General features: G+C 70.0%; 30 protein-coding genes and 1 riboswitch. Of the genes, 15 read left to right on the top strand and 15 right to left on the bottom strand.

Annotation, left to right across the window (positions count from 1 at the left end; genetic code table 11):
- Window positions 1-349 precede the first annotated feature (349 nt).
- From gcvP to gcvT, 3 genes are read right to left on the bottom strand one after another with little or no spacing between them, the layout of a single operon-like run.
- Complete coding sequence (gene gcvP, locus DEJ30_RS08960; protein WP_110860583.1) at window positions 350-3,271, bottom strand: aminomethyl-transferring glycine dehydrogenase; 2,922 nt, start codon at window positions 3,269-3,271, stop codon at window positions 350-352.
- Window positions 3,268-3,645 (bottom strand): glycine cleavage system protein GcvH, encoded by a 378-nt coding sequence (gene gcvH, locus DEJ30_RS08965; protein ID WP_110860585.1) that lies wholly within the window; start codon window positions 3,643-3,645, stop codon window positions 3,268-3,270. Before gcvH ends, gcvP begins: the two co-directional genes overlap by 4 nt.
- A 4-nt stretch (window positions 3,646-3,649) precedes the next feature.
- Window positions 3,650-4,795 (bottom strand): glycine cleavage system aminomethyltransferase GcvT, encoded by a 1,146-nt coding sequence (gcvT, locus tag DEJ30_RS08970; protein WP_110860587.1) that lies wholly within the window; start codon window positions 4,793-4,795, stop codon window positions 3,650-3,652.
- Window positions 4,796-4,946: 151 nt separating this feature from the next.
- Window positions 4,947-5,067, bottom strand: a riboswitch (glycine riboswitch).
- A gap of 96 nt (window positions 5,068-5,163) precedes the next feature.
- Between gcvT and DEJ30_RS08975 the strand changes: the two genes are divergently transcribed.
- The 4 genes from DEJ30_RS08975 to DEJ30_RS08990 are packed head-to-tail and all read left to right on the top strand — an operon-like array spanning window position 5,164 to window position 7,059.
- Window positions 5,164-5,538, top strand: a complete 375-nt coding sequence (locus DEJ30_RS08975) for a BlaI/MecI/CopY family transcriptional regulator (protein WP_110860589.1) — start codon at window positions 5,164-5,166, stop codon at window positions 5,536-5,538.
- Window positions 5,539-5,551: 13 nt separating this feature from the next.
- Window positions 5,552-6,289 (top strand): M56 family metallopeptidase, encoded by a 738-nt coding sequence (locus tag DEJ30_RS08980; RefSeq protein WP_110860591.1) that lies wholly within the window; start codon window positions 5,552-5,554, stop codon window positions 6,287-6,289.
- Between the two features lie 36 nt (window positions 6,290-6,325).
- A complete protein-coding gene (locus DEJ30_RS08985) occupies window positions 6,326-6,808 on the top strand; it encodes an FBP domain-containing protein (protein ID WP_027464546.1) in 483 nt (160 codons plus the stop codon).
- Window positions 6,805-7,059, top strand: coding sequence for a hypothetical protein (locus DEJ30_RS08990; RefSeq protein ID WP_017887084.1), 255 nt, complete (start codon window positions 6,805-6,807; stop codon window positions 7,057-7,059). The genes DEJ30_RS08985 and DEJ30_RS08990 overlap by 4 nt, the downstream gene beginning before the upstream one ends.
- Window positions 7,060-7,105: 46 nt before the next feature.
- Here DEJ30_RS08990 and DEJ30_RS08995 read toward each other — a convergent pair whose 3' ends face one another.
- On the bottom strand, window positions 7,106-7,990 hold the full coding sequence (locus DEJ30_RS08995; RefSeq protein ID WP_110860593.1) for a LysR substrate-binding domain-containing protein: 885 nt from the start codon (window positions 7,988-7,990) through the stop codon (window positions 7,106-7,108).
- 68 nt (window positions 7,991-8,058) lie between these two features.
- On the opposite strand from DEJ30_RS08995, the gene DEJ30_RS09000 reads away from it, so the two are divergent.
- Window positions 8,059-8,547, top strand: a complete 489-nt coding sequence (locus DEJ30_RS09000; RefSeq protein WP_110860595.1) for a GNAT family N-acetyltransferase — start codon at window positions 8,059-8,061, stop codon at window positions 8,545-8,547.
- Between the two features lie 80 nt (window positions 8,548-8,627).
- Window positions 8,628-8,813 carry a hypothetical protein gene (locus DEJ30_RS09005; protein WP_110860597.1) on the top strand — a complete coding sequence of 62 codons (186 nt, stop codon included), beginning with the start codon at window positions 8,628-8,630 and terminating at the stop codon, window positions 8,811-8,813.
- A gap of 105 nt (window positions 8,814-8,918) precedes the next feature.
- On the opposite strand, the gene DEJ30_RS09010 is transcribed toward DEJ30_RS09005, so the two are convergent.
- Window positions 8,919-10,106: a MalY/PatB family protein gene (locus DEJ30_RS09010; protein ID WP_258369884.1), complete on the bottom strand. Its 1,188-nt coding sequence runs from the start codon at window positions 10,104-10,106 to the stop codon at window positions 8,919-8,921.
- A gap of 112 nt (window positions 10,107-10,218) precedes the next feature.
- Between DEJ30_RS09010 and DEJ30_RS09015 the strand changes: the two genes are divergently transcribed.
- Window positions 10,219-10,995 (top strand): isocitrate lyase/phosphoenolpyruvate mutase family protein, encoded by a 777-nt coding sequence (locus DEJ30_RS09015; protein ID WP_110860601.1) that lies wholly within the window; start codon window positions 10,219-10,221, stop codon window positions 10,993-10,995.
- Window positions 10,996-11,078: 83 nt separating this feature from the next.
- Here the strand turns inward: DEJ30_RS09015 and DEJ30_RS09020 are convergent, their stop codons facing one another.
- Together DEJ30_RS09020 and DEJ30_RS09025 are read right to left on the bottom strand one after the other, a co-directional pair.
- A complete protein-coding gene (locus tag DEJ30_RS09020; RefSeq protein ID WP_181435547.1) occupies window positions 11,079-12,980 on the bottom strand; it encodes an amidase family protein in 1,902 nt (633 codons plus the stop codon).
- On the bottom strand, window positions 12,977-13,783 hold the full coding sequence (locus tag DEJ30_RS09025) for a hypothetical protein (RefSeq protein WP_110860603.1): 807 nt from the start codon (window positions 13,781-13,783) through the stop codon (window positions 12,977-12,979). Before DEJ30_RS09025 ends, DEJ30_RS09020 begins: the two co-directional genes overlap by 4 nt.
- A gap of 139 nt (window positions 13,784-13,922) precedes the next feature.
- Between DEJ30_RS09025 and DEJ30_RS09030 the strand changes: the two genes are divergently transcribed.
- Together DEJ30_RS09030 and DEJ30_RS09035 are read left to right on the top strand one after the other, a co-directional pair.
- Window positions 13,923-14,534 (top strand): HD domain-containing protein, encoded by a 612-nt coding sequence (locus DEJ30_RS09030; protein WP_110860605.1) that lies wholly within the window; start codon window positions 13,923-13,925, stop codon window positions 14,532-14,534.
- A gap of 272 nt (window positions 14,535-14,806) precedes the next feature.
- Entirely contained in the window at window positions 14,807-15,094 is a 288-nt protein-coding gene (locus DEJ30_RS09035; protein ID WP_017887091.1) for a hypothetical protein, read from the top strand.
- A gap of 82 nt (window positions 15,095-15,176) precedes the next feature.
- On the opposite strand, the gene DEJ30_RS09040 is transcribed toward DEJ30_RS09035, so the two are convergent.
- Window positions 15,177-15,641: a phage tail protein gene (locus DEJ30_RS09040; protein ID WP_110860608.1), complete on the bottom strand. Its 465-nt coding sequence runs from the start codon at window positions 15,639-15,641 to the stop codon at window positions 15,177-15,179.
- 100 nt (window positions 15,642-15,741) lie between these two features.
- On the opposite strand from DEJ30_RS09040, the gene DEJ30_RS09045 reads away from it, so the two are divergent.
- The gene (locus DEJ30_RS09045; RefSeq protein WP_110860610.1) at window positions 15,742-16,206 is read left to right on the top strand and encodes a helix-turn-helix domain-containing protein; all 465 of its coding nucleotides are present in this window, start codon (window positions 15,742-15,744) and stop codon (window positions 16,204-16,206) included.
- Window positions 16,206-16,586, top strand: a complete 381-nt coding sequence (locus tag DEJ30_RS09050; RefSeq protein WP_110860612.1) for a HepT-like ribonuclease domain-containing protein — start codon at window positions 16,206-16,208, stop codon at window positions 16,584-16,586. The genes DEJ30_RS09045 and DEJ30_RS09050 overlap by 1 nt, the downstream gene beginning before the upstream one ends.
- A 36-nt stretch (window positions 16,587-16,622) precedes the next feature.
- Here the strand turns inward: DEJ30_RS09050 and DEJ30_RS09055 are convergent, their stop codons facing one another.
- Together DEJ30_RS09055 and DEJ30_RS09060 are read right to left on the bottom strand one after the other, a co-directional pair.
- Entirely contained in the window at window positions 16,623-17,012 is a 390-nt protein-coding gene (locus DEJ30_RS09055) for a DUF2510 domain-containing protein (protein ID WP_110860615.1), read from the bottom strand.
- A 213-nt stretch (window positions 17,013-17,225) separates the two neighbouring features.
- Window positions 17,226-17,480, bottom strand: coding sequence for a helix-turn-helix domain-containing protein (locus tag DEJ30_RS09060; RefSeq protein ID WP_110860617.1), 255 nt, complete (start codon window positions 17,478-17,480; stop codon window positions 17,226-17,228).
- 157 nt (window positions 17,481-17,637) lie between these two features.
- Here DEJ30_RS09060 and DEJ30_RS09065 point away from each other — a divergent pair, with 157 nt between their 5' ends.
- Complete coding sequence (locus tag DEJ30_RS09065) at window positions 17,638-17,859, top strand: hypothetical protein (RefSeq protein WP_258369885.1); 222 nt, start codon at window positions 17,638-17,640, stop codon at window positions 17,857-17,859.
- Window positions 17,860-18,089: 230 nt separating this feature from the next.
- Here DEJ30_RS09065 and DEJ30_RS09070 read toward each other — a convergent pair whose 3' ends face one another.
- Window positions 18,090-18,449, bottom strand: a complete 360-nt coding sequence (locus DEJ30_RS09070; RefSeq protein WP_181420068.1) for a helix-turn-helix domain-containing protein — start codon at window positions 18,447-18,449, stop codon at window positions 18,090-18,092.
- 139 nt (window positions 18,450-18,588) lie between these two features.
- Window positions 18,589-18,894: a hypothetical protein gene (locus DEJ30_RS17810; RefSeq protein WP_146238535.1), complete on the bottom strand. Its 306-nt coding sequence runs from the start codon at window positions 18,892-18,894 to the stop codon at window positions 18,589-18,591.
- Between the two features lie 157 nt (window positions 18,895-19,051).
- Here DEJ30_RS17810 and DEJ30_RS09080 point away from each other — a divergent pair, with 157 nt between their 5' ends.
- From DEJ30_RS09080 to DEJ30_RS17815, 3 genes are all read left to right on the top strand, one after another.
- Window positions 19,052-19,339: a hypothetical protein gene (locus DEJ30_RS09080; RefSeq protein WP_110860625.1), complete on the top strand. Its 288-nt coding sequence runs from the start codon at window positions 19,052-19,054 to the stop codon at window positions 19,337-19,339.
- Between the two features lie 74 nt (window positions 19,340-19,413).
- The gene (locus DEJ30_RS18145) at window positions 19,414-19,590 is read left to right on the top strand and encodes a hypothetical protein (RefSeq protein ID WP_181420069.1); all 177 of its coding nucleotides are present in this window, start codon (window positions 19,414-19,416) and stop codon (window positions 19,588-19,590) included.
- 9 nt (window positions 19,591-19,599) lie between these two features.
- Window positions 19,600-20,187 (top strand): hypothetical protein, encoded by a 588-nt coding sequence (locus DEJ30_RS17815; RefSeq protein WP_146238536.1) that lies wholly within the window; start codon window positions 19,600-19,602, stop codon window positions 20,185-20,187.
- Here the strand turns inward: DEJ30_RS17815 and DEJ30_RS09085 are convergent.
- The 3 genes from DEJ30_RS09085 to DEJ30_RS09090 form a co-directional block, all read right to left on the bottom strand.
- Window positions 20,184-20,474, bottom strand: coding sequence for a hypothetical protein (locus tag DEJ30_RS09085; RefSeq protein ID WP_110860627.1), 291 nt, complete (start codon window positions 20,472-20,474; stop codon window positions 20,184-20,186). The two genes, DEJ30_RS17815 and DEJ30_RS09085, sit on opposite strands and share 4 nt — an antisense overlap.
- 68 nt (window positions 20,475-20,542) lie before the next feature.
- The gene (locus tag DEJ30_RS18150; RefSeq protein ID WP_181420070.1) at window positions 20,543-20,716 is read right to left on the bottom strand and encodes a hypothetical protein; all 174 of its coding nucleotides are present in this window, start codon (window positions 20,714-20,716) and stop codon (window positions 20,543-20,545) included.
- Between the two features lie 69 nt (window positions 20,717-20,785).
- Window positions 20,786-22,039 carry a GDSL-type esterase/lipase family protein gene (locus DEJ30_RS09090; protein ID WP_110860629.1) on the bottom strand — a complete coding sequence of 418 codons (1,254 nt, stop codon included), beginning with the start codon at window positions 22,037-22,039 and terminating at the stop codon, window positions 20,786-20,788.
- Window positions 22,040-22,061 lie beyond the last annotated feature (22 nt).

Here is a 22,061-nt window from a genome sequence, read left to right on the forward strand (position 1 = left end):
CTGTCGATGGAGGGTGCGTTTTTGTTGCATCTGCATGAAATCCGTTGCACTCCGCCACACTTCTGTGCAAGTCGGGGACGGGCGAGCATCGCTCAGGGGTACGGCTGAGGGAGTGCGTCGAGCGGTCGGGACCTGCCGTGGTGGCGCGCCGAGTGGTCACGATCTGTCGGTGGGAGCGGGCTCGGACGACGGTTCACGACCGCCCGGCGGAACTGAGCGGGGTGTCGTGACCGTCCGACGCTGCGCCGGACGCTCGGACGCGACCGTGCCCCGCCCGGAGGACCGGACGGGGCACGAAGCGTTCGGCGATCGAGCGCCGGGCGACGACGGGGTGTCGGCGCCGGTCGGATCAGGCGAACGCCTCGATCGGCGGGCAGGCGCACACCAGGTTGCGGTCCCCGTACGCCTGGTCGATGCGACGCACCGGCGGCCAGTACTTCCGGCCGCTGATGCCCGGCAGCGGGTAGACGGCCTGCTCCCGGGTGTAGGCGTGCGCCCACTCCCCCGAGATCACCGACGAGGCGGTGTGCGGCGCGTGCACGAGCGGGTTGTCGTCCGCCGGCCACTCCCCGCGCTCCACCGCTGCGGCCTCGGCCCGGATCGCGAGCATGGCGTCGACGAAGCGGTCGAGCTCGGCGAGGTCCTCGCTCTCGGTCGGCTCGACCATGAGCGTGCCCGCCACCGGGAAGGACATCGTCGGCGCGTGGAACCCGTAGTCGACCAGGCGCTTCGCGACGTCGTCGACCGTGATGCCGGTGGTGTCACGCAGCGGACGGAGATCGAGGATGCACTCGTGCGCGACCAGTCCGTCGTCGCCCGTGTACAGCACCGGGAACGCGTCGCGCAGACGAGCCGCGATGTAGTTCGCCCCGAGGACCGCGGCCTCGGTCGCACGCGTGAGGCCCTCGAGCCCCATCATCCGGACGTACGTCCACGTGATGGGCAGGATGCTCGGGCTGCCGTACGGTGCCGCACTGACCGGGCCGCCGGCGTGCGCAAGGCGGCCGTCCGCCTCGGCGGTGATCGCGCCGGAGCGCCGGTCGGCCTGCTGCGCGAACGGGTGGCCGGGCAGGAACGGTGCCAGGTGCGCCTTCGCAGCGACGGGTCCCACGCCGGGACCGCCACCCCCGTGCGGGATGCAGAAGGTCTTGTGCAGGTTGAGGTGCGACACGTCGCCGCCGAAGTCACCGAAGCGGGCGTGGCCGAGCAGCGCGTTGAGGTTCGCGCCGTCGACGTAGACCTGGCCGCCGGCGTCGTGCACGGCGTCGCAGATCTCGCGGATGTCGTGCTCGTAGACGCCGTGGGTGGACGGGTACGTGATCATCAGGGCCGCGAGGGTGTCGGCGTGGGCGGCGACGCGGGCCCGGAGGTCCTCGAGGTCGACGTTGCCGTTCTCGTCGCAGGCCACGACGACGACCTTCATGCCGGCGAGCACCGCGGACGCCGCGTTCGTGCCGTGGGCGCTCGACGGGATCAGGCAGACCGTGCGCTCGCTGTCGCCGTTGGCCTGGTGGTACCCGCGGATGGCCAGCAGGCCGGCGAGTTCGCCCTGGCTGCCGGCGTTCGGCTGCAGGGACACGGTGTCGTAACCGGTGACCTCGGCGAGCCACGACTCGAGGTCGCCGATCATGTCGAGGTACCCCTCGACGTCCTCGCGCGGTGCGAACGGGTGGATGTTCGCGAACTCCGGCCAGGTCACGGCGGCCATCTCGGTCGCCGCGTTGAGCTTCATCGTGCAGCTGCCGAGCGGGATCATGCCGCGGTCGAGCGCGTAGTCCTTGTCGGACAGGTGCTTGAGGTACCGCATCATGCGGGTCTCGCTGCGGTGTGCGCTGAAGACGGGGTGCGTCAGGTAGTCGCTCTCGCGCTGCAGGGCGGCCGGGAGGCCCGTGGCCGCGTCGCGTACGGCGGTCTCGGTCGCGGGGACGGTCACGTCCACCGCCCCGAGCACGCCCGCCAGCGCCACGACGTCGTCGGGCGTGGTCGTCTCGTCGACGGACAGCTGGAACGTGTCGGCGTCCACGACGTGCAGCAGGTAGCCGGCGTCCTGCGCTGCCGCGACGATCGGCTCGGCGCGACCGACGGCCCGCAGGGTGAGCGTGTCGAAGAAGGCGTCGTGCACGACCTCGACCCCGGCGTCACTCGCCACGGCGGCGAGCGCTCCGGTGGTCCGCGCGACCCGGCCGGCGATGAACCGCAGGCCCTCGGGCCCGTGGTAGACGGCGTACATCGAGGCCATCACGGCGAGCAGGACCTGCGCGGTGCAGATGTTGCTCGTCGCCTTCTCGCGGCGGATGTGCTGCTCGCGAGTCTGCAGGCTGAGGCGGTAGGCCATCGCTCCGTCGGCGTCGAAGGACACCCCGACCAGGCGACCGGGGAGCTGGCGCTCGAGGCCGGCGCGCACCGCGAGGTAGCCGGCGTGCGGGCCACCGAAGCCGAGCGGGACGCCGAAGCGCTGGCTCGTCCCGACGGCCACGTCGGCACCCAGGTCGCCGGGGCTGGCGAGCAGGGTCATCGCGAGCAGGTCGGCTGCGACGACGGCGATGCCACCACCGGCGTGGACCCGCTCGATGACGGACGACGGGTCGACGATGCGGCCCGAGGCGCCCGGGTACTGCAGGACGACGCCGAACGCGCCGTCGAGCTGGTCGTCGCTCGGGCCGTCGGCGGCGTCGAACGCGCGCAGCGTGATGCCCACGGCGTCGGCACGGTGGTCGAGCAGCGCACGGGTCTGCGGCAGCAGGTCGGCGTCGACGAGGAACGCGTCACCCTTGACCTTGGACGCGCGCCGGGCGAGGAGCATGCCCTCGACCACCGCGGTGCCCTCGTCGAGCATCGAGGCGCCGGCGGTGGCCATGCCTGTCAGGTCGGACACCATCGTCTGGAAGTTGATCAGTGCTTCGAGGCGGCCCTGCGAGATCTCCGGCTGGTAGGGCGTGTACGCCGTGTACCAGCTCGGGTTCTCGAGCACGTTCCGCTGGATCACCGCGGGCGTGTGGGTGCCGTGGTAGCCGAGGCCGATCATGGCGCGGCGGACGGTGTTGCGGCCGGCCTTCGCGCGGAGCTCGGCGAGCGCCTCGGTCTCGCCGACGGCGGCCGGGATCACCGAGTCGGCGACGGGGCCGACGTGGATGGACTCCGGGATCGCCGCACGGACCAGGGCGTCGAGCGACGGCTGCCCGACGACGTCGAGCATGGCCTGCTGGTCGGCCGGGGTGGTGCCGATGTGGCGGTCGGCGAAGGTCGTCTGGAGGTTCTCGAACGCGGTCATGCGATGGAGGCCCGGTACGCGTCGTGGTCCATCAGGTCCTCGGGGAACGAGGTGCCGTCGACCTTGATCTTCACGAGCCAGCCGGCACCGAACGGGTCCTGGTTGACGGTGTCGGGGGTGTCGACGACGGCGTCGTTGACCTCGACGACCTCGCCCTCGATCGGGGCGAAGAGCTCGCCGACGCTCTTGGTCGACTCGATCTCGCCGATCTGCTCACCGGCGGTGGTGGCGGTGCCGACGGCGGGGAGCTCGACGTAGACGACGTCACCGAGCTGCTCGGCGGCGTGGTCGGTGATGCCGACGGTGACGGTGTCGCCCTCGACGAGCAGCCACTCGTGGTCGGCCGTGTACTGGAGTGCGGTCTGGTCGGTCATTGGGTCAGCCTTTCGAGGCGCGGCGGTAGAAGGGGAACGCGGAGACCGTGCTGGGGACGGCAGTCCCGCGGACGTCGATGTGGAGGACCTGTGCCCCGTCCGACACGGCGGCGAGCGCGCCCGGGTCGACGAAGGCCATCGCGACCGGGTGTCCGAGCGTCGGTGAGAGCGCGCCCGAGGTCACGGTGCCGACGACCGTGCCGTCGAGCACGACGTCGTAGCCGGCTCGGGGAGCACGGCGGCCCTCGGTCACCAGGCCGACGAGCACCCGGGCGTCCGCGGACGGGGTGACGCCGGCCGCACCGACGAAGTCGCCGTCCTTCGCGACGACACGGCCGAGGCCGGCCTGGGCCGGACGGACGTCGGTGCCGAGCTCGTGCCCGTACAGGGGCATGCCGGCCTCGAGCCGCAGGGTGTCGCGTGCGGCGAGCCCTGCGGGGACGACCCCGCGGTCGGCACCGGCCTCGAGCAGGGCATCCCAGAGCACCGGGGCGGTGTCAGGGTCGGTGTAGACCTCGAAGCCGTCCTCGCCGGTGTACCCGGTGCGCGCGACGAGCACGTCGGCACCGTCGAACAGCGCGTGCAGCACCCGGTAGTAGCCGAGTTCGTCGAGCGGGGTCTCGGGCTGCAGGCGGTCGGCGACCACGAGGGCGTCGAGCGTGCCGGCCGCCGCTGGTCCCTGCACGGCGACGAGGGCTGTGGTGTCGGAGTCGTCGGAGACCTCGATGTCGAACCCGTCGGCCCGCGCGGTGAGCGCACTGACGGCGACATCGCGGTTGGAGGCGTTCGCGACGACGAGGAAGACGTCGTCGTCGGTCCGGTACACGACGAGGTCGTCGAGGATCCCGCCGTCCTCGGCGAGCAGCAGCGAGTACTTGGCGCGGCCGATCGGCATCGTGCCGAAGGACCCGGCGAGCGCGTGGTCGAGGAAGGCGACGGCCTCGGTGCCGGTCACCCCGATCTCGGCCATGTGCGACAGGTCGAAGACCCCGGCGGCCTGGCGCACGGCGTGGTGCTCGGCGAGGTCCGACGAGTAGCGCACGGGCATGCGGTACCCGGCGAAGTCGGTGAAGGTCGCTCCGGCGGCTTCGTGCACGGCTTCGAGCGGCGACGAACGCGGACCCGGCGTGGGCAGTGGGGACGGACTCATGGCGGAGTTCTCCTGGCATCGGCAGGACCCGGCGACGATCGCCGGGTGGAACTCCCCCTCTGTCATGGGCCTGAGAGTTTCACCGCGGCCCGTGAGGTCCGGCGGCTTTCACCGTGGGCGAGACGACCGAGCGTCTGCTTTTCAGAGTGGCCTGTCCGCTGCGGTGTGGGACCTGAGAGATTGACGGGGGGATTGCTCCTTCGGTGCCGTGCGTGCGCCCGGGGGCACGACGTACCCGGAGGTACGTGCACGGCGTCTCCCGCGACGGATGAGCGGCCGGTGTGTTCAGTTGTCCGCCCAGAGCATACCGAGACCGCGTTACGAGCGTGTGTCGTGGTCCAGCCTTCGACATCTCGTAGAATGCGGGGATGGCCGGACAACGATCGCGCCCCCGCGGGCAGCTGGAGCAGGCGGTGCTCGACGCACTCCGCTCCGCCGACTCCGGGCTCACCGCACGCCAGGTGCTCGACGCGTTCCCGGAGCCCCGCCCCGCGCTGACGACCGTCCTCACCGTGCTCGACCGGCTCGGCCGGAAGGGCCAGGTGGAACGGGAACAGCACGACGACGCTCCCCTGACGTTCCGCGCGGTGCACAGTCGCGACGAGCAGACCGCGTCCCTGATGTCGAGCGCGCTGGCCGCGTCGTCCGACCGCGAGGCCGCGCTGCTGCAGTTCACCGGCTCGCTCGCCTCGGACGACCTCGAGGCCCTGCGCCGCGCCCTCGACGCCCGCGCCCGCTCCTGACCGGCTGCGCACCGTGGTCGTCGCCGGCATCACGCTCATCGTCCTCGCACTCGCGGTGGTGGTGTTCGCGCCCCGGGTCCTGACCCGTTCCGCCTGGACGATCGACCTGCCCCGCACCGCGCTGGTCTGCTGGTCGGTCGCTGTCCTGCTCGGCGTCGTCGGCTTCGTGGCCGGCATCACCCTCGTGGTGCTCGCTGACCGTCCGGTCACGGAGCTGTTCGGCGGGGACGGCTCCCCCACGCACGGCTTCAACGTCGGCGTCGCGCTGCTCGCGGTCGTCGCGTTCGTCGTCGCGGTCCGGGTGCGCCCCGGCCCGGAACACGAGGCCGTCCGGCAGGCCATGCGTTCCGGCGTCGCCCCGCACCGCGAGATCGACGGCACCCCCGTCGCCGTCGTCGAGGCCGACCACGCACTGGCGTGCGCCGTGCCGGGTCGGAGCGGTGGCGTCCTCGTCAGCACCGGCTTGGCAGACCGGTTGCGCACCGACGAACTGGAGGCCGTGGTCGCCCACGAACGCGCCCACCTGACCCAACACCACGCGGCTGCGGTCGCGGTCGCGGAATCGATCGAACGTGCGGTGCCGTGGGTGCCCGGTGCGCGCGCCATGGCGCGGTCGACGCGTGTGCTCGTGGAGTTCGCCGCGGACGACGCGGCGGCCCGTCGCGTCGGACGCGACGCCCTGCGCCGGGCGGTGCTGGTGGCGGACGGGAGCAGCGCGCTCGGGGCGATCCGCGCCTCCAGGCTGTCGTAGCGCCCTGTCGGAGGCGAGGAATAGGGTGTCAGCACCGTGAAGCCACTGACCGAAGCCGACATCCGATCGTCGTTCGTGAACGCCACCCCCGACGAGCTCGCACAGCTGCCGATCCCCGGCCTGCACGAGACACTCTGGGACGAACGCGAGTTCCTGGGCTGGCGCGATCCACAGGCCGCCCGCCGCGGCTACATCGTGTCCTGGATCGACGAGCGCCCCGTGGGCATCGTCGTCCGGTCCGCCGGTGGCTCGCTGCGCCCCGGCATCGCCGCGATGTGCTCGTTCTGCCACTCGCCGCAGCCCGCGACCCAGGTCCGGCTGTTCTCCGCCGCACGTGCCGGTGAGTCCGGGCGCAACGGCAACACGATCGGCACGTACATCTGCGAAGACCTCGGGTGCCCGATGCTGATCCGCACCGCGCCCCCGCACCTGAACCCGCCGGCGACGATCGCGATGCGTGGCGCCTCCCTGCTGCAGCGCGTGCAGAACTTCACCGCGGACATCACCAAGACGGCGTGAGCCGGTTCGGCACCGCCCGCTGGGCCGTGGTCGAGGAGCTCGGCGACGGCCGGTGGCGGCTGACGCTGCGGGACGAGGCCGACGACGAACTCGGCGCGTTCGGCCTGGGCGTCGAGGGGCCGTGGGACCCCGACGTCGAGCCGCACGTCGGGTTCGTGCTCGTCCAGCTCGGCCTGACGTTGCGCGGGGCTCGGCCGTGGCGCATCGACGAGCTCGGTGACCACCGGGCGCCCGTCCTGTCGCTCGGCTGAAGGAGGACGCCCGACCGGCGTCCGCTCGCGCGCCCGGTCCGCTCGGTCAGTCCGCGGCGACGAAGTTGCGCAGGATCTCGCGGTCGTCGTCGGCGCGCATCGCCCAGGCGAGCTCGCTGCGGTGGTCGCTGCCCTCGAGCGGCAGGAGCGCCACCGTGTCGGGTGCGGCGAGCGCGGCACTCTCCGGCACCACCGTGACACCGAGGCCCACCCCGACCAGGTGCAGCACGGTCGCCCAGGTCGTGGCCTCCTGCACGACGACGGGCCGGCGGCCGCCGGCGGTGACCGGTGCCAGGTTGCGCTCGGTCGCCAGGGCCCCCGCGACCGCCGGGAAGAACACGAACGGCTCGTCGACCAGCTCGGTGCCGCGGATGCGATCCCGATCCGCCAACCGGTGGCCGCGCGGGACAGCGGCGACGAAGGCCTCGGACCGGAACGGCAGCAGTCGCACGGCGGGGTCAGGGTCGGCATCGCGGACGACGGCGAGGTCGAGCTCGCCGCGGACGATCCGGGCGAGCAGGGTCGACGAGTACCCCTCGGTCAGTTCCACCCGGACCAGCGGGTAGCGTTCCCGGAACGCCTGCACGCGTTCGATCGGACCGAGGGGCAGCGCGGAGACGACGAACCCGACGTCGAGCCGACCGACCTCGCCCCGACCGACCCGCACCGTCTCGTCGAGGTCCCGTCGCACCTGCCCGAGCAACGACCGCGCACGGCCCTGCAGCACCCGGCCGGCGGCGGTCAGGGCCACGCTGCGGCTGGTCCGGACGAACAGGTCGACCTCGAGCGCGCGTTCGGTCCGCCGGATCTGCTGGGACAGCGCGGGCTGGGCGATCCGCAGCTGCTCGGCAGCTCGGCCGAAGTGCAGCTCGTCGGCGACGGCCAGGAACGCCCGCAGCTGCCGGAGGTCGACGTCGGGTTCTCGATCCATGCACCCAGCGTATCGATCAGCGCGAACGAGTATTGGACGTGACTGCATCGTCCATCGAGGATGGTTGCATGCCCGAAGCGACCTCCACCGTCACCATCGCCGACCTCGCCACCCCCGCGGACGCCGAAGCGTTCCGCACGCTCAACGAGGCCTGGATCACCCGGTACTTCACCCTCGAGGACGAGGACCGCGTGTTCCTCTCCGATCCCGTCGGCCGGGTCGTGGAGCGGGGCGGGGCCGTCCTGGTCGCCCGGCTCGACGACCAGGTCATCGGGTGCATCGGGGTCGTGCCCACCACCCCCGGCGTGTTCGAGCTCGTGAAGATGGCCGTCTCCCCCGACCACCAGGGGCACGGCACCGGGCGGAAGCTCATCACCGCGGCACTCGACCGGGCACGCGAACTCGGCGCACGCCGCATCGACCTGGAGAGCAACGCGCAGCTCACCAGCGCCGTGCACCTGTACGAGGCGTTCGGCTTCCGGCACCTGCGCGAGGACGAGATCGCCCCGAGCCCGTACGTGCGGGCCGACGTGCACATGACCCTCGACCTGCACTGACGTTCGGCCTGCACTGACGTTCGGCCTGCGCTGATGTTCGGCCTGCACTGACGGCGGCCCGGTCCCGGTACGCTCGCGGCATGGCGACGTACGAGGTGCAGGCGGTCCGCGAGGCCGGCGCGTGGCAGGTCTTCATCGACGGCTTCATGGTGACCGAGGTGTCCCGGTGGCCGTCCGTCGGGTTCGTGGCCCGCGAGCTCCTCGCGATGGACCGCGACGACGACCTGCGCATCCGCGTCGTCGGCCGCAACCAGTACATCGACTGACGCCGGCGGGCTCGAGTGAGCAGAAGACATCGAGTGCGCGCCGCCGACCCGACGTCTTGTGCTCACTCGGTGCTGCGTAGCCGGCAAACGACGCCGTTCCGCAGGTCAGGCGACGTGCCAGACCAGCCCCTCCTGCGCGCTCGACGGGTACGCCGAGGCGATCCGGAACACGGCCTCGCGCAGGGTCTCCGGTGAGCACGCCAGGTTGAGCCGGACGAACCCGCGCCCCTCGGACCCGAACCCGAGCCCGGAGTTCAGCGCGACGAACGCGTTCTCACGCAGCGGCACCGCGGGGTCGTCGCCGAGGCCGATGCCCCGGAAGTCGAGCCACGCCAGGTACCCGGCGCGCGGCCGCGTGTAGACGACCCCGGGCAGGTGCTCGGCGAGGAGCTTGGCGAGCAGTCGGTCGTTCGCCACGATGCGCGCCACGACGTCGTCGAGCCAGTCCGTCGCCAGGGTGAACGCCGCCAGGTTCGCGTGCAGCCCGAGGATGCTCGTGCGGCAGGCGACCTCCTCCCACAGGGTGTCGAGGAGCGCGGCGGTCCGGGGATCGCCGGCGACGATGACCGAGCACTTCACACCGGCGAGGTTCCACCCCTTGCTCGCCGAGGTCACGCACACGCTGCGGGCACCGAGCGGCTCGGCGACGGCGGCGAACGGGGTGAACTGCACGCCGGGGTGGGTCAGGGGCGCGTGGATCTCGTCGCTGATGACGAGGACGTCGTACTTCGCGGCCAGTTCGGCGATCGCGACGAGGTCGGCCCGGTCGTGCACGAGTCCGACGGGGTTGTGCGGGTTGCAGAGCAGGAAGACGCCGACCCCGTCGGCGAACGCGCGCTCGAGGCCCTCGAGGTCGAGCCGGTACTGCCCCCACTGCTCGAGCAGCGGGACTTCCTCGACCTGACATCGAGCTTCTTCGACGAGCTCGAAGAACGGCGGGTACACCGGCGGCGTGATCGCGACGCGGCCGCCGTCGGGCAGCGCCAGCCGGAGCGACTCGACGATCCCGACGCTGACGTCGGTGGCCAGGTGGATCCGCGACGGGTCGATCTCCCAGCCCCAGCGGTCCAGCGCGAACTGCGCGAAGGCGGGAGCGAGCGGCCCGGGGCCGTCGAGGTACCCGAGGTCGGACTGCGAGACCCGCTCGATCAGGGCCTGCCGGATCGCCGGCGCGACGTCGTGGTCCATCTCGGCGACGAACAGGGGCAGCACGTCGGGCGCGTACCGCGTCCACTTGATGCTCGTCCGGACCCCACGGAGCGTGCCGACCGGGTCCTGCTCGTCGCTCGCCATGCGTCCCAGCATGCCCCTGCCCGGAGGCCCGGCGCGACTCCCGACGTCATCCCACGTCGTCTTCGGGTGGGCTCGCGGCCCGGCGCCGCCCCGTCGGCCTACGCTCGGCAGCATGAGCACGAGCACCGCCGACAAGGCCGTCACCCTCAAGCAACTGCACGAAGCCCCCGAGATCCTGCGCGTCGTGAACGTGTGGGACGCGATCACCGCCAAGGTCGTCAGCGACCTGCCCGGCACGAAGGCGATCGCCACCGCCGGGCACTCGATCGCCGCGTCGTACGGGTACGAGGACGGCGGCATGCCCCTCGACCTCGCGCTGTCCGGGGCGGCGATCGTCGCCGCCGCCACGGACCTGCCGGTCACCGCCGACCTGGATGACGGCTACGAGGATCCCGCCGAGACGATCCGCCGCGCCATCGGCTCGGGCATCGTGGGCGCCAACGTCGAGGACCGGCTTCGACCCTTCGACGAGGCGGTCGCCCGCGTCGCCGCGATCACCGCTGCGGCACAGGCCGAGGGCGTCGACTTCCAGCTGAACGCCCGCACCGACGCGATCGTGCGCGGCGGCGAGCGCCCGATCGACGAGAGCATCGAGGACGCGATCGCCCGCGGCAAGGCGTTCCTGGACAACGGCGCCGCCCTGGTCTTCGTGCCCGGGGCGATCGAGCGTTCCGTGGTCGAGCGACTCGTCGCCGGTCTGGGCCGCGGCAAGCTCTCGGTCATCGGCCTGCCCGGCGCACTGGCCGCCGCGGAGTACGAGGCACTCGGCGTCGCCCGCATCTCGTACGGCCCGCTCACGCAGCGGGTCGCGCTGCGCGCGCTCCGTGACCTGGCGACCGACCTGTACGCCGACGGCGTCGTACCGGAGGACACCCCGGTCCTGAACTGACGGAGCGGACGGACGGGAGGCCCGGTGCCAGCTGGCACCGGGCCTCCTGCGCGTCACGTGGTCGCGATCGCGACCCGCTCAGCTCAACCGAGCGCCGGGTACAGCGCGGGCGCGGTGCGCGCGTGCGTCTCCTGCTCGAAGGCGTAGCCGAGGCCGATGACCGTGCTCTCGTCGAACGAGCGGCCGAGGAACTCCAGGTTCACGCCGGCGCCGGTGATCGTGTTGTCGGCAGCGGTCGCCTGGCCCATCGGGACGGTGATCGCCGGCATGCCGGTGTTCGGGCTGAGGCGCATGTTCGTCGACTGCGTGCTGTACGGCGTTCCCGACGGGTAGACGAGTGCGTCGAGGTCCTGGTCGTCGAGCATCTGCGTCACGAGCTGCTTGCCGGTGGCGAGCTGCGTCGTGTGCGACCCCGTCGGGCCGGCCCACGCCTGGTACTGCGCGTCGGTGATCAGGTCACGCGACTGGTAGGTGCTCTTGCGGCTCGGCACGTACTCGCCCGAGGCCAGGATGCCCTGCAGCGAGCGTGCGGCGACGTCGGGGTCGAGGTGCTTCGCGACGTACTCGTCCAGGTCGTGCTTGAACTCGTTCGTGCTGCCGCTGCCCTCGGACAGGACCCGGTTGAAGGCCGTCGTCGCGGTGATCGGGACGACGGTGGCACCGGCGGCCTGGAGCTTCGCGACGGAGGCGTCGAACAGGCGCTTCGTCGTGGCGTTCGTGCCGACCATGCTCGTCACGTAGCCGATGCGGGCGCCCTGCAGGGAGTCGGCGTCGAGCGACGATGTGTACGACGTCGGCACCTTGCCGGCCTGCGCACTCGTCGCCGGGTCCGCCGCGTCCACGCCGGTCACGGCGTCGAGCGCGACCGCCGCGTCCGTCACCGAGCGGGTGATGGGGCCACCGGTGTCCTGGGACAAGGCGAGCGGGATGATCCCGTCGCGGCTGGTCAGGCCGACCGTGGGCCGGATGCCGACGAGCTGGTTGTACGTCGACGGCACGCGGATCGAGCCGCCCGTGTCCGTGCCGAAGCCGATCCCGGCGAGGTTCGCGGAGATCGCCGCCCCGGTGCCGCCACTCGAGCCGCCGGCCGTCTGCGCCGTGTTGTACGGGCTGGCGACCAGGAGCGACGAGCCGGCGGGCTGGTTCGACGAGAACTCGGAGACGAAGCCGAAGGCGAACTCGTCGAGGCTCGCCTTCGCCAGGATCACGGCGCCGGCGTCGCGCAGGCCGGAGACCATGGCGGCGTCGGTGTCGGTCTGGTTGTCGTCCCAGCAGCCGCAGCCACCGGTGGTCGGCATGTCCTTCGTGTCGTAGTTGTCCTTCACCGCGATCGGCACGCCGAGCAGCATGCTCGTCATCCCGTGCTCGGCGCGCTCGGCGTCCGCGGTCTTCGCGGCGGCCAGGGCGTCGGCGTTCGTGGTGACGATCGAGTTGAGCGGACGCCCGGTCGACGCGGTGTCGACCTTCGTGCGGTCGTACGCGGCAATGCGGTCGAGGTAGTCCTGCGTGATCGCCACCGACGTGGTGACGCCGGCGTTCATCGCGGCCTGCATGTCGATGGTCGACGCCTCGACGAGCTCGAACGGGCCGTCGTCGTAGATCATCCGCTGGGACAACCCGGCCAGGTCGGCGACGGTGATGGTGCCGTCGGCGTCGGTGTCCGCGGCGCTGACCGTCGCCCAGTCCGTGCTCGCGGTCGTCGCACCGAGGTGGTCGGTGAGCACGGCGAGGTCGGCCCGGGTGACCTGGTCGTCGCCGGTCAGGTCGAGGTCCGTGTAGTACGGCGCGAGCATGGCGGCGGGGCTGGCGTCGACGGCCGCGGGTGCTGCGGTGGCCGTGATCGCGGGGGTCGCGGCGAGGACGGTGCCGACGAGGGCGACGAGCGATGCGCCGGCGACGGCGGTGCGCTTCTTGCTGGGGGCCTGCTTGCGGGAGGCCTGCTTCGTGGCTGCCTGCTTCGTGGCGGCCTGCTTCGTGGCGGTCATGCGGAGGCTCCGGTGCGGTCGCGGCGGGCACGACGGGCCCGCAGGGTGATCAGGGTGCCGCCGGCTGCGAGCAGGGCGATGGACGCGGCGATCCACGGCGCGACGTCGGCGCCGGTCCAGGCGAGGTCGCCTCCGGTCGGACGGTCCCCGCCGGCTCCTGCCACGGCGGTGGCGCCGTCGGTCGGGTCGGCGCCCGGTGCGGTCGGGTCGCCGGGGCCGCCGCCCGTGCCGGTGCCGGGCTGCGTGGTCGCTCCCGGGGTCGGCGTGGCGCTCGGGGCGGGCGTCGGAGTGGCCGTTGCGGCCGCCGCGACCACGACGGTGGTGCTCGCCGGGTCGACGAGGGTCGTCGACGTGCCGTCGGAGCCGACGAGGGTGATGCTCGTGATGTCGAGGTCGACGCTGCCGACGGCCGTCGGGGTCAGCGAGATCGAGGTGGCCAGGTCGCCTTCGAGTGCCGGCGAGGTGCCGAGGCGGGTGTGCACGATCGTCAGGGCGTCGCCGTCCTGCTCGACGCTGTCGAAGCCGCCGTCCGGGCCGGTGACACTGTCGTCCCGGTACTGCACGGAGTCGGCCTCGAGCGTGATCTCGTACGCGTAGACGTCGGCGGTCTCCGGGATCGTCAGGTCGACGTCGATCGCCGTGCCGACGGTCACGGTGGCCGGGGCGTCGATGGTGGCGGTGGTCGCGGTGGGTGCTGCCTGGGCCGGAGCGGCCGTCAGGACGGCGAGGCCGAACGCCCCGGCGGCGACGAGCGTCGAGGAGACGATCGTCGCGCGGGGGCGCAGCCGTGGTCGGTGCTGCATGGGCGCAGTTCCTTCGGGTGGGGTGGAGGGGTGCTGAGCGGGTACTCAGTGAACCGAAAGCTAACGTGGCGCTGTTTCCGGTTCTGGCCCGGCACGTTTCCGCCCCGTTACGGCTCGTTCCTGCCGCTACTGTCGTGCCATGTCGCTCGACGTCGAAGCCCTGCTCACCCCGCCCTCCCCCGTCGCTGCGCGCGCACTGGACGTCGTGCGGGCATGGTCCGAACCCGCCCTCGTGCACCACTGCCTGCGCTCGTGGGCCTGGGCCGTCCTGCTCGCCCCGACGGTCGACCTCGAACCGGACCCCGAGCTGCTCTTCGTCGCGACGATGCTGCACGACCTCGGCGTCACCCCGTCGTTCGACGCCCACCGGGTGCCCTTCGAGGACGCCGGCGGCGCCGTGGGTTCGGTCTTCGCGCTCGGTGCCGGGTGGGACGCCGTGCGAGCCCGTCGGGTCGGGGAGATCATCGAGCGGCACATGTGGCGATCCGTCGACCCCGAGGTCGACGCCGAAGGGCACCTGCTCGAGGTGGCGACCTCGCTCGACGTCTCCGGTGTCGGCTTCGACAAGTGGTCGTCGGACGACCTGCGGGACGTCACGGCCGCGCTGCCCCGCCTGGACTTCTCGGCGTCGTTCGACGGGCTGATCCACGAACAGGCCTCGCGCAAGCCTTCCTCGGCCGCGGCCCGCCTCGACGGCTCGGGGAACGTCGCCGCAGGCGGGGACCGCTGGGCGGCCTTCCTGGCGTCCTGACGCTCGTTCCGGTCGCTTGCTGGACTTCTCGGCGGGGTGGGCGTATAGTCTCTGGTTGGTGCACTGCAGCGAACCCATCTGACTCGCGCACACCAATCTCTCGACACCGACTCACCCGAGTCGCATTCCACTCGAGACACCGCTCGATCCGAACGGACGAGCTGCACGTTGAAACTCGACGTGCGCGCCCCGCACTCGATGCGTCGCGCTGGACTGAGACGTCCGCCGACACCGAGTCGCCCTGGCGCCGAATGACCAGGAAGTACAGCACCATGACCAGCAACGAACGAATCACCGTGTTCGGGACCGCACTCGCGGCCCCGACGATCACCCCGGACCGCATCGCCGAGTTCCCGGTGCGCGACGACCGCTCGCAGCGCGAGTACCTCGTGCGCATCGCGGCCGACGACCTGGGGACCTTCGTCACCCGGGGCACCCGGCTCGACGCCGTCGGCGAGGCCGGCTGGACCGTCCCGGGCCGCTCCTGGGCGGGCGAGGCCAGCCGCACCCTGCTGCAGGCACAGTCCGTGCAGGCGGGCGAGATGGCCCTCGCGGCCTAGGTCCCACCAGCACCACCACGAAGCGCCGCCGAGTCCGCTCGGCGGCGCTTCGTCGTTCCCGGGGCAGCCACGGTGCGACGCGTCAGTACTCGCCCTTGATCACGAAGAACGAGCCGCGGATCGTGCCCGCGAGCTTCGACCGCTGCCGGGCGAACTTGAACTTGTCGGCGAGCTCCTCCGGCACGTCCATGCCGTCGGAGAGCTTGAACCCGACCGCTCGCTTGCCGCCCGGTTCGAGTGTGTAGAGCACGTTGATCACCAGGCCGGACTCGTAGAAGACGTAGGTCCAGCGGACGCCGTCGACCACTGCTTCGGTGGCCTCGAGTGGCGGGGACGCGATCACGAGCCCCCGCTCCTCCACGAGTACGCGGGCGACGTACTCGACCAGCTCGGGAGCCTCGGCGGCAGGACGCGTAGTGAGGTCGTGGTCGTACTTGTTCTTGAAGTAACGGGCCTCGTTCGCACGGAGTCCGGCGAGCGCATCCACCACCGGCGATGTCTCGAGCCCCACCGTGGACACGTTCACGAAGTCGACGACGTACGGCATGGGGGCCTCCTCGGGCACTGGACGAGCCGAATCTAGTCCCCCATGCCACTTCAGCAGCAAGGGCGCGTCCTCTATAGTCGAGAGCTATAGGGAGGTCGTCATGCGGGTCGATCGTGCCGCGGAACTCATCCGCGCTGCCCGCGAGGACCTCGGTCTCTCGCAGACCGGTCTCGCTGCCGCCGCCGGCATGCAGCAGCCCACCATCTCGGCGTACGAGAGCGGACGGAAGCGGCCGCGCCCGGAGTCGCTCCGGCGGATCCTCGAAGCGGCCCACACCCGCCCGAGCATCCCGCTCGCCGTCTACGCCGACGCGATCCTCGACGAGGCGAAGCGCTTCCACCTCGACGACGTCCGCGTCTTCGGCTCCGCGGTCCGCGGGCAGGACACCGAACGCAGTGACATCGACCTGCTGGTCCACCTGACCCCCGCGGCATCGCTGTTCGATCTCGGTGGATTCGCGCACGAGGTCGAGCGCATCACCGGTTTCGAGGTCGACGTCCTCACCGACGACCTCGAAGACGACGAGCACTTCACCCACGTCCTCGACGAAGCCGTGCCGCTGTGATGCCGGCTCCCCGGTTCACGCCTCGGCCCCGCAACGACCGTGACCCTGCTGCCCTCGAAGAGCGGTGGCCGTCGCTGCAGACTAGCTTCCTCGACCTGCTCGCCGAGTGCTCCATGATCGTCGAGCACGGGCGGAGCGAGTTCGACGCGACCCGCAGCCTCACCTACCGAGCAGCCGAAGCGGTCATCATCCACTTCGACGACCTGCTCGGTCGCATCCCCCAGGACCGGGAGGCACGACTCCCGTCCGACCTGTCACTCGCGGCCGTCCGCAAGACCCGCAACATCCTGTCGCACGACTACCGAAAGGCACGGAAGGAGATCGTCTGGGACGCGATCGAGCACCGCATCCCCGCGGTGATTCTGGCGCTCGTCGACTGACCCCACCGGGCGTCCCGACGACTCGGACCGCTCGCCTCAGTTCAGGCGCTCGAAGACCATCGTGGCCTGCACCCGGTCCCCGCCACCGAAGCCAGTGCTCCCCGAGGAAGCCGTCGTGATCGTGTGCAGCCGGTACCCGAGCGCAGCCTGCGCGTTGATCGCCTTCTCGAGCTCGGTGAGGTTGCCCGAACCCGTGCCGAAGAACTTCTCCTTGAGCACCACCTGCAGCACGACGTAGCTCATGCCGTTCTGCGCCGGACGCGGCTGACCACCCGAAGCGGCTTCGGCCTGGATCCGGCCGATCACTCCACCGACACCCGACGCCACGGGTGCCTGCTGCTGCACCTGCTCCGTCCACGCGGAACCGTCCCACCACCGCATGGTGCCGGAGCCGTCGTCGTACCACCCTGCCTGTGCATTCGTCATGCGCTCATCCTGGCGCACGACGAACCACGCCGGCAGATCAGTTGTTGAAGCGGAACGAGTGCCCCTGTTCACGTGCGTCCACGCTAGTGCAGAGATCCCCAGAACGACGGGGCTTTGGGAATCTCCAGCTTCACGTGAGAGCACGCCATTTCAGGGGCGTGTGCGGCACCAGTGCGGCACGAAGCCGGACTGGTGCCGCACTTCCTACGCGGACTAGGACCGCATCTGCCTAAGCTGCGACGGCGCGTCACCGTCCCTCTTGCGGCGACGCCCAAGAGACTGCGCCGACTGCTTCCACGGATCCCGTGGCTGCTGAGTCCAGGCTTTGACCTCGGAGGGCCAGAAGCGGTGCTGGTTGCCGTTGCGGAAGGACGGGAACGTCGGATCCTTGCCGAGTTCCCGTGCCTTCCACTCGGAGATCTGCAGCCATGCTGCGAGCTCGGCAACCGTCAACGCTTGCTCGTCCATGCCGCGCAACCTACGTGACCGCTCGACCACCGCTGCGCACGTCTAAGAGGACGGGTATGTCTTTGACCCCGAAGACTGCCCATAATCCTTCAAATCCGGAGGTAATACGCCAAATTTGACTATGGCGCTATGGTTCCGCCCGGAGGACCATGGACAGATGCACGAGCTCGAGCCATCCTGCACCGATCGACTCGCCTACTCGATCCCGAACTTTGCCAAGGCCGTTGACCTGTCAGTGGACACGATCCGCAAGGCGATGGACAACGGGGACCTTCTGCCTTCTTACCCGACACGAGCCGGACGGAAGCCAATCATCACGCACGAAGAGGGGCTGCGGTGGCTGCGGTCGCTGTCGCAGGAGTCGCCTCGCTACCGCTGAAGGTTTCAGTAGCCGCTGAGCGCCTGAGCTTGTCGCGCGGTGCCCTAGGACGGATTACACCGCGTCCACCGGGCGTAGGTACATCGCTCGTGGCTTACCTCGTTCAGACCATCCGGCGATCCGGTACTTCGTGGAGTTGCCGGTTAGTGTCACCCGAACGCTTCCATCAGCGCTGAGGGAGGGACAGTAGCGCAACGGCTGCGGGTCGAGTCGCGCGCCGTTCACGTAGATCATGGTTCGCAATGCCAACACCCCTCAGTCGCCGCACCAGCAGCGGTTTCGGCGGGGGCCTGACCGTGCCGACGGGTGTAGGCGGCGCTGAACCGTCCGAGGTGGACGAATCCCCATCGGCGAGCGGCATCAGGGACGTCGACGTCCGCCGTGCGTCGCGAGCTACGCACGGCATCCAGTCGGTGGTTCAGGATGAATTCGACGGGCGAGGTTCCCGTCTGCGTTTCGAGGAATGTGCGGAGCTCGCTTTGGCTGAAGTCGGTTGCGGCGGCGAGAGATGCCGCGGACACGTGACTCGTCGGAGTCAGGTCGATTCGAGCGTGGAGCCGGCTCAGTGCTTCGGACGGGTCGGTGGTCATGCGCGGATCCTTCATGGCGTTGAGGATGCTGCGGCCCGGGACAGCGACCACGGCGAACGCTAGAACCTCGCGTGGCTGTGGGGAACCCCTTGACAAAGGAGCTTTGCGGCAGCTCAAACCTGCAGGGTGGCGCGCGCTCCTAGTCGTGTCGAGAGCGCTGCCGGTGCCGATCGACAATCAGCTCTCGGGTACGCGCAGTCATGTCCGCTACGAAGTCCGGTTGGGGCTGTTCGAGCTCATCATCGGGGGCGTCCTCTACGAGGATCGGTACGCCCGGCCCGAGCAGGACACTGGTTCGCGTACTCGCCCCGTTCAGATCGGCGGTTGGCACTTCTACGACGTCGCTGGCTGAAGCTTGAGCGAGCACCGCCGCGTAGTGGATAAGCGCGTGAGCTACGTCATCCGATGTGATCACTGACGAGAGCCCGTAGACGATGTATTTCACGCTGCTCCTAACCACTCACTCATCCGCGGCAGGTGCAGTGACCACCGCGACTCGGACGGTAGTGGGAGCGGTCCGCGTGGCCACCGAGGATCGCGAGATTCGGACAGCCGTGCACAAGGGTGGTCTGTGTGTCAGGGGTGTTGAGCATGATCCACCCATGCCCGAGCACAAGTGGGCTCCCCCGGAGCATCCTGACGTCACCCTGCACCAGCCCGTCACGCTCGACGCAGGGACGGTTGGCCGGCTTCGGACGCTCGATCCGGTCACGCCCGTCTGGGCGGACATTGAGTTCGTAGGCGTCGGCGTGCTTCACCTGAAGTGCTTCGCGGCTGCTGAGTCGGATCGTGCGGTGCTCGTACAGACCGCATGGCAGGGGCGACTGCAGCAGGTGCTCGTGTCGCGGGACAAAGTGACGCGACGTGCACTCGACCCGCGAACACGGTGATGGCGCGCAGACGGCGCGACAGGTGGTCACTCGGTCCGGCACTTAGCCTCCCCGAGGCGGCGTATGGAGGACCCGTGTACGACCTCGCAGAGCCCGACCCTGTGCTGGCCTGGGTGACGTTCCCCGACCGGTCCCTCGAGGTGCAGGCGCGTGCGATCGCCTACACGGACCTGGCGGTCCTCGTCGAGTGGGGGTTCTCGCAGGCCGCTGAGTGCGCCTGGGTGTGGCGAGACGCCGTGCGCCCACGATAGGAAGACCTGATGCACTTCACTGCGGGCAATCCCTACGCCCCTGACTCCGTTTCCGACTGGTGGAACTTTTCCGTCAACGCACTGATCGGCGTTGCGACCGCCGTGACTCTTATCGTCACCGTCGTACAGGCCCGGCAAGCGAGCCGAGATGCGCTCTCCGCTCGCCGCGACGCAGCACGAGCGTCAGCCCGTGAGGATGAGCGCGAACGGCTCTCTAGGGAAGACGACATGCGACTACGCGCCGCGCGCCAAGCCCTCAGCGTTTGGGTGAATTGCAGGTGGGATCGTTCTGGCCCGATACGTTTTCGCCCAGTGCTCCATAACGATTCTGACGCCGCGATCCGAGACGTTCGGATCCACTGGCCCGGACAACAGGGAGAGGGTTGGGCTCTGCCCGGCCTGAACGCCGATCAGCGTTGGGAACTCGACCCCTGGGTGCAGGTTGCGGACTCTCTAGCTCAAAGCCAGATGGATCCCCCGTTCACCGTCGAGTTCACGGACATCTACCGCGACCGCTGGAGCATCACGTACGACCGCACGGTCCGACTCCTGCACGGTCCGAAGTTCGTCCTACCGAACGACAGCGTTTCGAACTAGCCCAAGGTCAGAAAGTTGCCGATGGTGCCAGCGACGATTCCGATTACGACGAGGGCCACAGCCGTTCCCTGTCGCTCCATGGCCTCGAGCAGGAAGACCTCAGGCGAATCAGACGACTGGCGCGGTGGCCACACATGACCGTCACCGGCCCCGCCACCGTCGATGATGTGCTCGACAGGCGTGTCGAGCATCTTCTTCGCCGACCTGATGCCGCGGACGATGAGAATAACGCCCCCGAGCTCGGCGACCGCGGATGCGATAAAGAGGATTCCAGCGGCGATCTGCATAGCTGAAAGGATGCAGGCACCGACTGACAAGAGCCCGTCGAAGCCAGCCCGGGCCGCTGCAGTCGCCCCTACTGGTTCGCGCGCTTTGGCACGGTCTTGTTCTTCCAATGCCCCGGCTTCCACTCGCCAGTCAGCTCGAAGTGGACTCGGGTCTTGTAGTGGTCGTTGAGGGCGCTCAGCACTGCCGCTTGCACGACCCAGTAGGTGATGAAGATGCCAAGGATGAAGAGGACGATTCCCATGCGGGAAGTCTGCGGGTCCCGCGATCGACCCGCCCCTCCCAGTTCGGGAGGGGCGGTTCGGGGCGGGTGCTACACGACGGCCTGAGCCGTGAGGTCGTAGACGGTAAGTTGCCCGACTGCGAACGTTGTCGTACCGGGCTGGACGAACATCTTCAGGTCGATGTTGTTCGTGTTTTCGGGTACGACGAGCTCGGTGTAGAACCTGCCGCGCGTTACTGCCTCGGTGACGTCGAGCAGCTGGTTGTAGGTGTCGGTCTGATTCGACGTGTTCACGTAAGCCTGCATTCCAGCCGCCCCGGCAGCCTTCGTGACTACTCCGGAGAATGCGAGCCGGTGCCCCGCTACCGGCGTGATCCGCTTGTAGAGCGTCGCGCCTGCCGACGTCGCTGACAGCGCGAGCTGTTGCATCTTCCCGGGCACGAGCGGGTCCGTAATCACGGAGGGCGTCGCGCCGGTCGGGAGCGAGCCGAACACACTCCATGGCGCTGCCAGCCCGTTCGTCACGGAGCCGTAGTTGAGGCCGTCAGGCACTAGGTTCAGCGTGTCCGTGTTGTCCGACGCGATCGGTATCGTCGCCGCTCCTACGAGCGGTGCGAGCGTGTCGGCGGCGTACTTCCCGAGCAGCGCGTTGCCGATGTTGCCCGGGTGCGTGCCGTCGGTGTTGCCCATCGTCGACTGCAGCAGGTTCCCGGTCGCGGGGTCGATGCTGAGCGCGTAGAAGTCCAGCATTCGAATGCCCTGCTGTGTGCAGTACCTCCGAAGCCAGGTGTTGTACTTCACGATCACCGGGCGCTGCGAGCTCGAGTTGATGGCGGGGATGGTGCAGAGCACCGGAACGATCCCCGCGGTCCGCAGGTAGGTGACGATGTTCCCGATGTTCGAAGCGAAGTCCTCCACCGGCACCGGCGTCGCGGAGTCGTTGGTGCCTCCAAGCACGACGCAGACCGCGGGGTTGTAGTCGATGACGTCCTTCTTGACGCGCGAGAGCATCTTCGCGGTGGTGTCGCCGCTCACTCCGGCGTTGACCGTCTTCGCCAGCTTCCCGCCCGAGTAGAGCATCGCGTACGTCGCGATACTGTCCCCCGCGACGGCCGCGCTGCTACCGGCCGTGACGCCGGGCCAAGAGTCGCCCTTGTTGACCGCGCCAAGACCTCGAGTGATGGAGTCACCCAACCACGCAACGCCCGACCCGAAGGCACCCGCTGCGAGCGGGGCAAGCCGCCGGCGCAAGTACTCTTCGCCTGCCGCGGGCGGCACCTCGGGCATGTTCGAGTTGGGGTGCGGCGGCAGGTCCCATCGCGGGACCTTCTCGTATGACTGCATGATTCTCTCCCTGATGTGAGTG

The organism is Curtobacterium sp. MCPF17_003 (assembly GCF_003224385.1).
GTDB classification, from domain to species: domain Bacteria; phylum Actinomycetota; class Actinomycetes; order Actinomycetales; family Microbacteriaceae; genus Curtobacterium; species Curtobacterium flaccumfaciens.

Bases quoted from the DNA above. Each gene is read 5' to 3' on its own strand.
- gcvP (WP_110860583.1), bottom strand. From the start codon at position 3,271: ATGACCGCGTTCGAGAACCTCCAGACGACCTTCGCCGACCGCCACATC.
- gcvH (WP_110860585.1), bottom strand. From the start codon at position 3,645: ATGACCGACCAGACCGCACTCCAGTACACGGCCGACCACGAGTGGCTG.
- gcvT (WP_110860587.1), bottom strand. From the start codon at position 4,795: ATGAGTCCGTCCCCACTGCCCACGCCGGGTCCGCGTTCGTCGCCGCTC.
- DEJ30_RS08975 (WP_110860589.1), top strand. From the start codon at position 5,164: ATGGCCGGACAACGATCGCGCCCCCGCGGGCAGCTGGAGCAGGCGGTG.
- DEJ30_RS08995 (WP_110860593.1), bottom strand. From the start codon at position 7,990: ATGGATCGAGAACCCGACGTCGACCTCCGGCAGCTGCGGGCGTTCCTG.
- DEJ30_RS09000 (WP_110860595.1), top strand. From the start codon at position 8,059: ATGCCCGAAGCGACCTCCACCGTCACCATCGCCGACCTCGCCACCCCC.
- DEJ30_RS09005 (WP_110860597.1), top strand. From the start codon at position 8,628: ATGGCGACGTACGAGGTGCAGGCGGTCCGCGAGGCCGGCGCGTGGCAG.
- DEJ30_RS09010 (WP_258369884.1), bottom strand. From the start codon at position 10,106: ATGGCGAGCGACGAGCAGGACCCGGTCGGCACGCTCCGTGGGGTCCGG.
- DEJ30_RS09015 (WP_110860601.1), top strand. From the start codon at position 10,219: ATGAGCACGAGCACCGCCGACAAGGCCGTCACCCTCAAGCAACTGCAC.
- DEJ30_RS09020 (WP_181435547.1), bottom strand. From the start codon at position 12,980: ATGACCGCCACGAAGCAGGCCGCCACGAAGCAGGCAGCCACGAAGCAG.
- DEJ30_RS09025 (WP_110860603.1), bottom strand. From the start codon at position 13,783: ATGCAGCACCGACCACGGCTGCGCCCCCGCGCGACGATCGTCTCCTCG.
- DEJ30_RS09030 (WP_110860605.1), top strand. From the start codon at position 13,923: ATGTCGCTCGACGTCGAAGCCCTGCTCACCCCGCCCTCCCCCGTCGCT.
- DEJ30_RS09035 (WP_017887091.1), top strand. From the start codon at position 14,807: ATGACCAGCAACGAACGAATCACCGTGTTCGGGACCGCACTCGCGGCC.
- DEJ30_RS09040 (WP_110860608.1), bottom strand. From the start codon at position 15,641: ATGCCGTACGTCGTCGACTTCGTGAACGTGTCCACGGTGGGGCTCGAG.
- DEJ30_RS09045 (WP_110860610.1), top strand. From the start codon at position 15,742: ATGCGGGTCGATCGTGCCGCGGAACTCATCCGCGCTGCCCGCGAGGAC.
- DEJ30_RS09050 (WP_110860612.1), top strand. From the start codon at position 16,206: ATGCCGGCTCCCCGGTTCACGCCTCGGCCCCGCAACGACCGTGACCCT.
- DEJ30_RS09055 (WP_110860615.1), bottom strand. From the start codon at position 17,012: ATGACGAATGCACAGGCAGGGTGGTACGACGACGGCTCCGGCACCATG.
- DEJ30_RS09060 (WP_110860617.1), bottom strand. From the start codon at position 17,480: ATGGACGAGCAAGCGTTGACGGTTGCCGAGCTCGCAGCATGGCTGCAG.
- DEJ30_RS09065 (WP_258369885.1), top strand. From the start codon at position 17,638: ATGCACGAGCTCGAGCCATCCTGCACCGATCGACTCGCCTACTCGATC.
- DEJ30_RS09070 (WP_181420068.1), bottom strand. From the start codon at position 18,449: ATGACCACCGACCCGTCCGAAGCACTGAGCCGGCTCCACGCTCGAATC.
- DEJ30_RS09080 (WP_110860625.1), top strand. From the start codon at position 19,052: ATGCCCGAGCACAAGTGGGCTCCCCCGGAGCATCCTGACGTCACCCTG.
- DEJ30_RS17815 (WP_146238536.1), top strand. From the start codon at position 19,600: ATGCACTTCACTGCGGGCAATCCCTACGCCCCTGACTCCGTTTCCGAC.
- DEJ30_RS09085 (WP_110860627.1), bottom strand. From the start codon at position 20,474: ATGCAGATCGCCGCTGGAATCCTCTTTATCGCATCCGCGGTCGCCGAG.
- DEJ30_RS18150 (WP_181420070.1), bottom strand. From the start codon at position 20,716: ATGGGAATCGTCCTCTTCATCCTTGGCATCTTCATCACCTACTGGGTC.
- DEJ30_RS09090 (WP_110860629.1), bottom strand. From the start codon at position 22,039: ATGCAGTCATACGAGAAGGTCCCGCGATGGGACCTGCCGCCGCACCCC.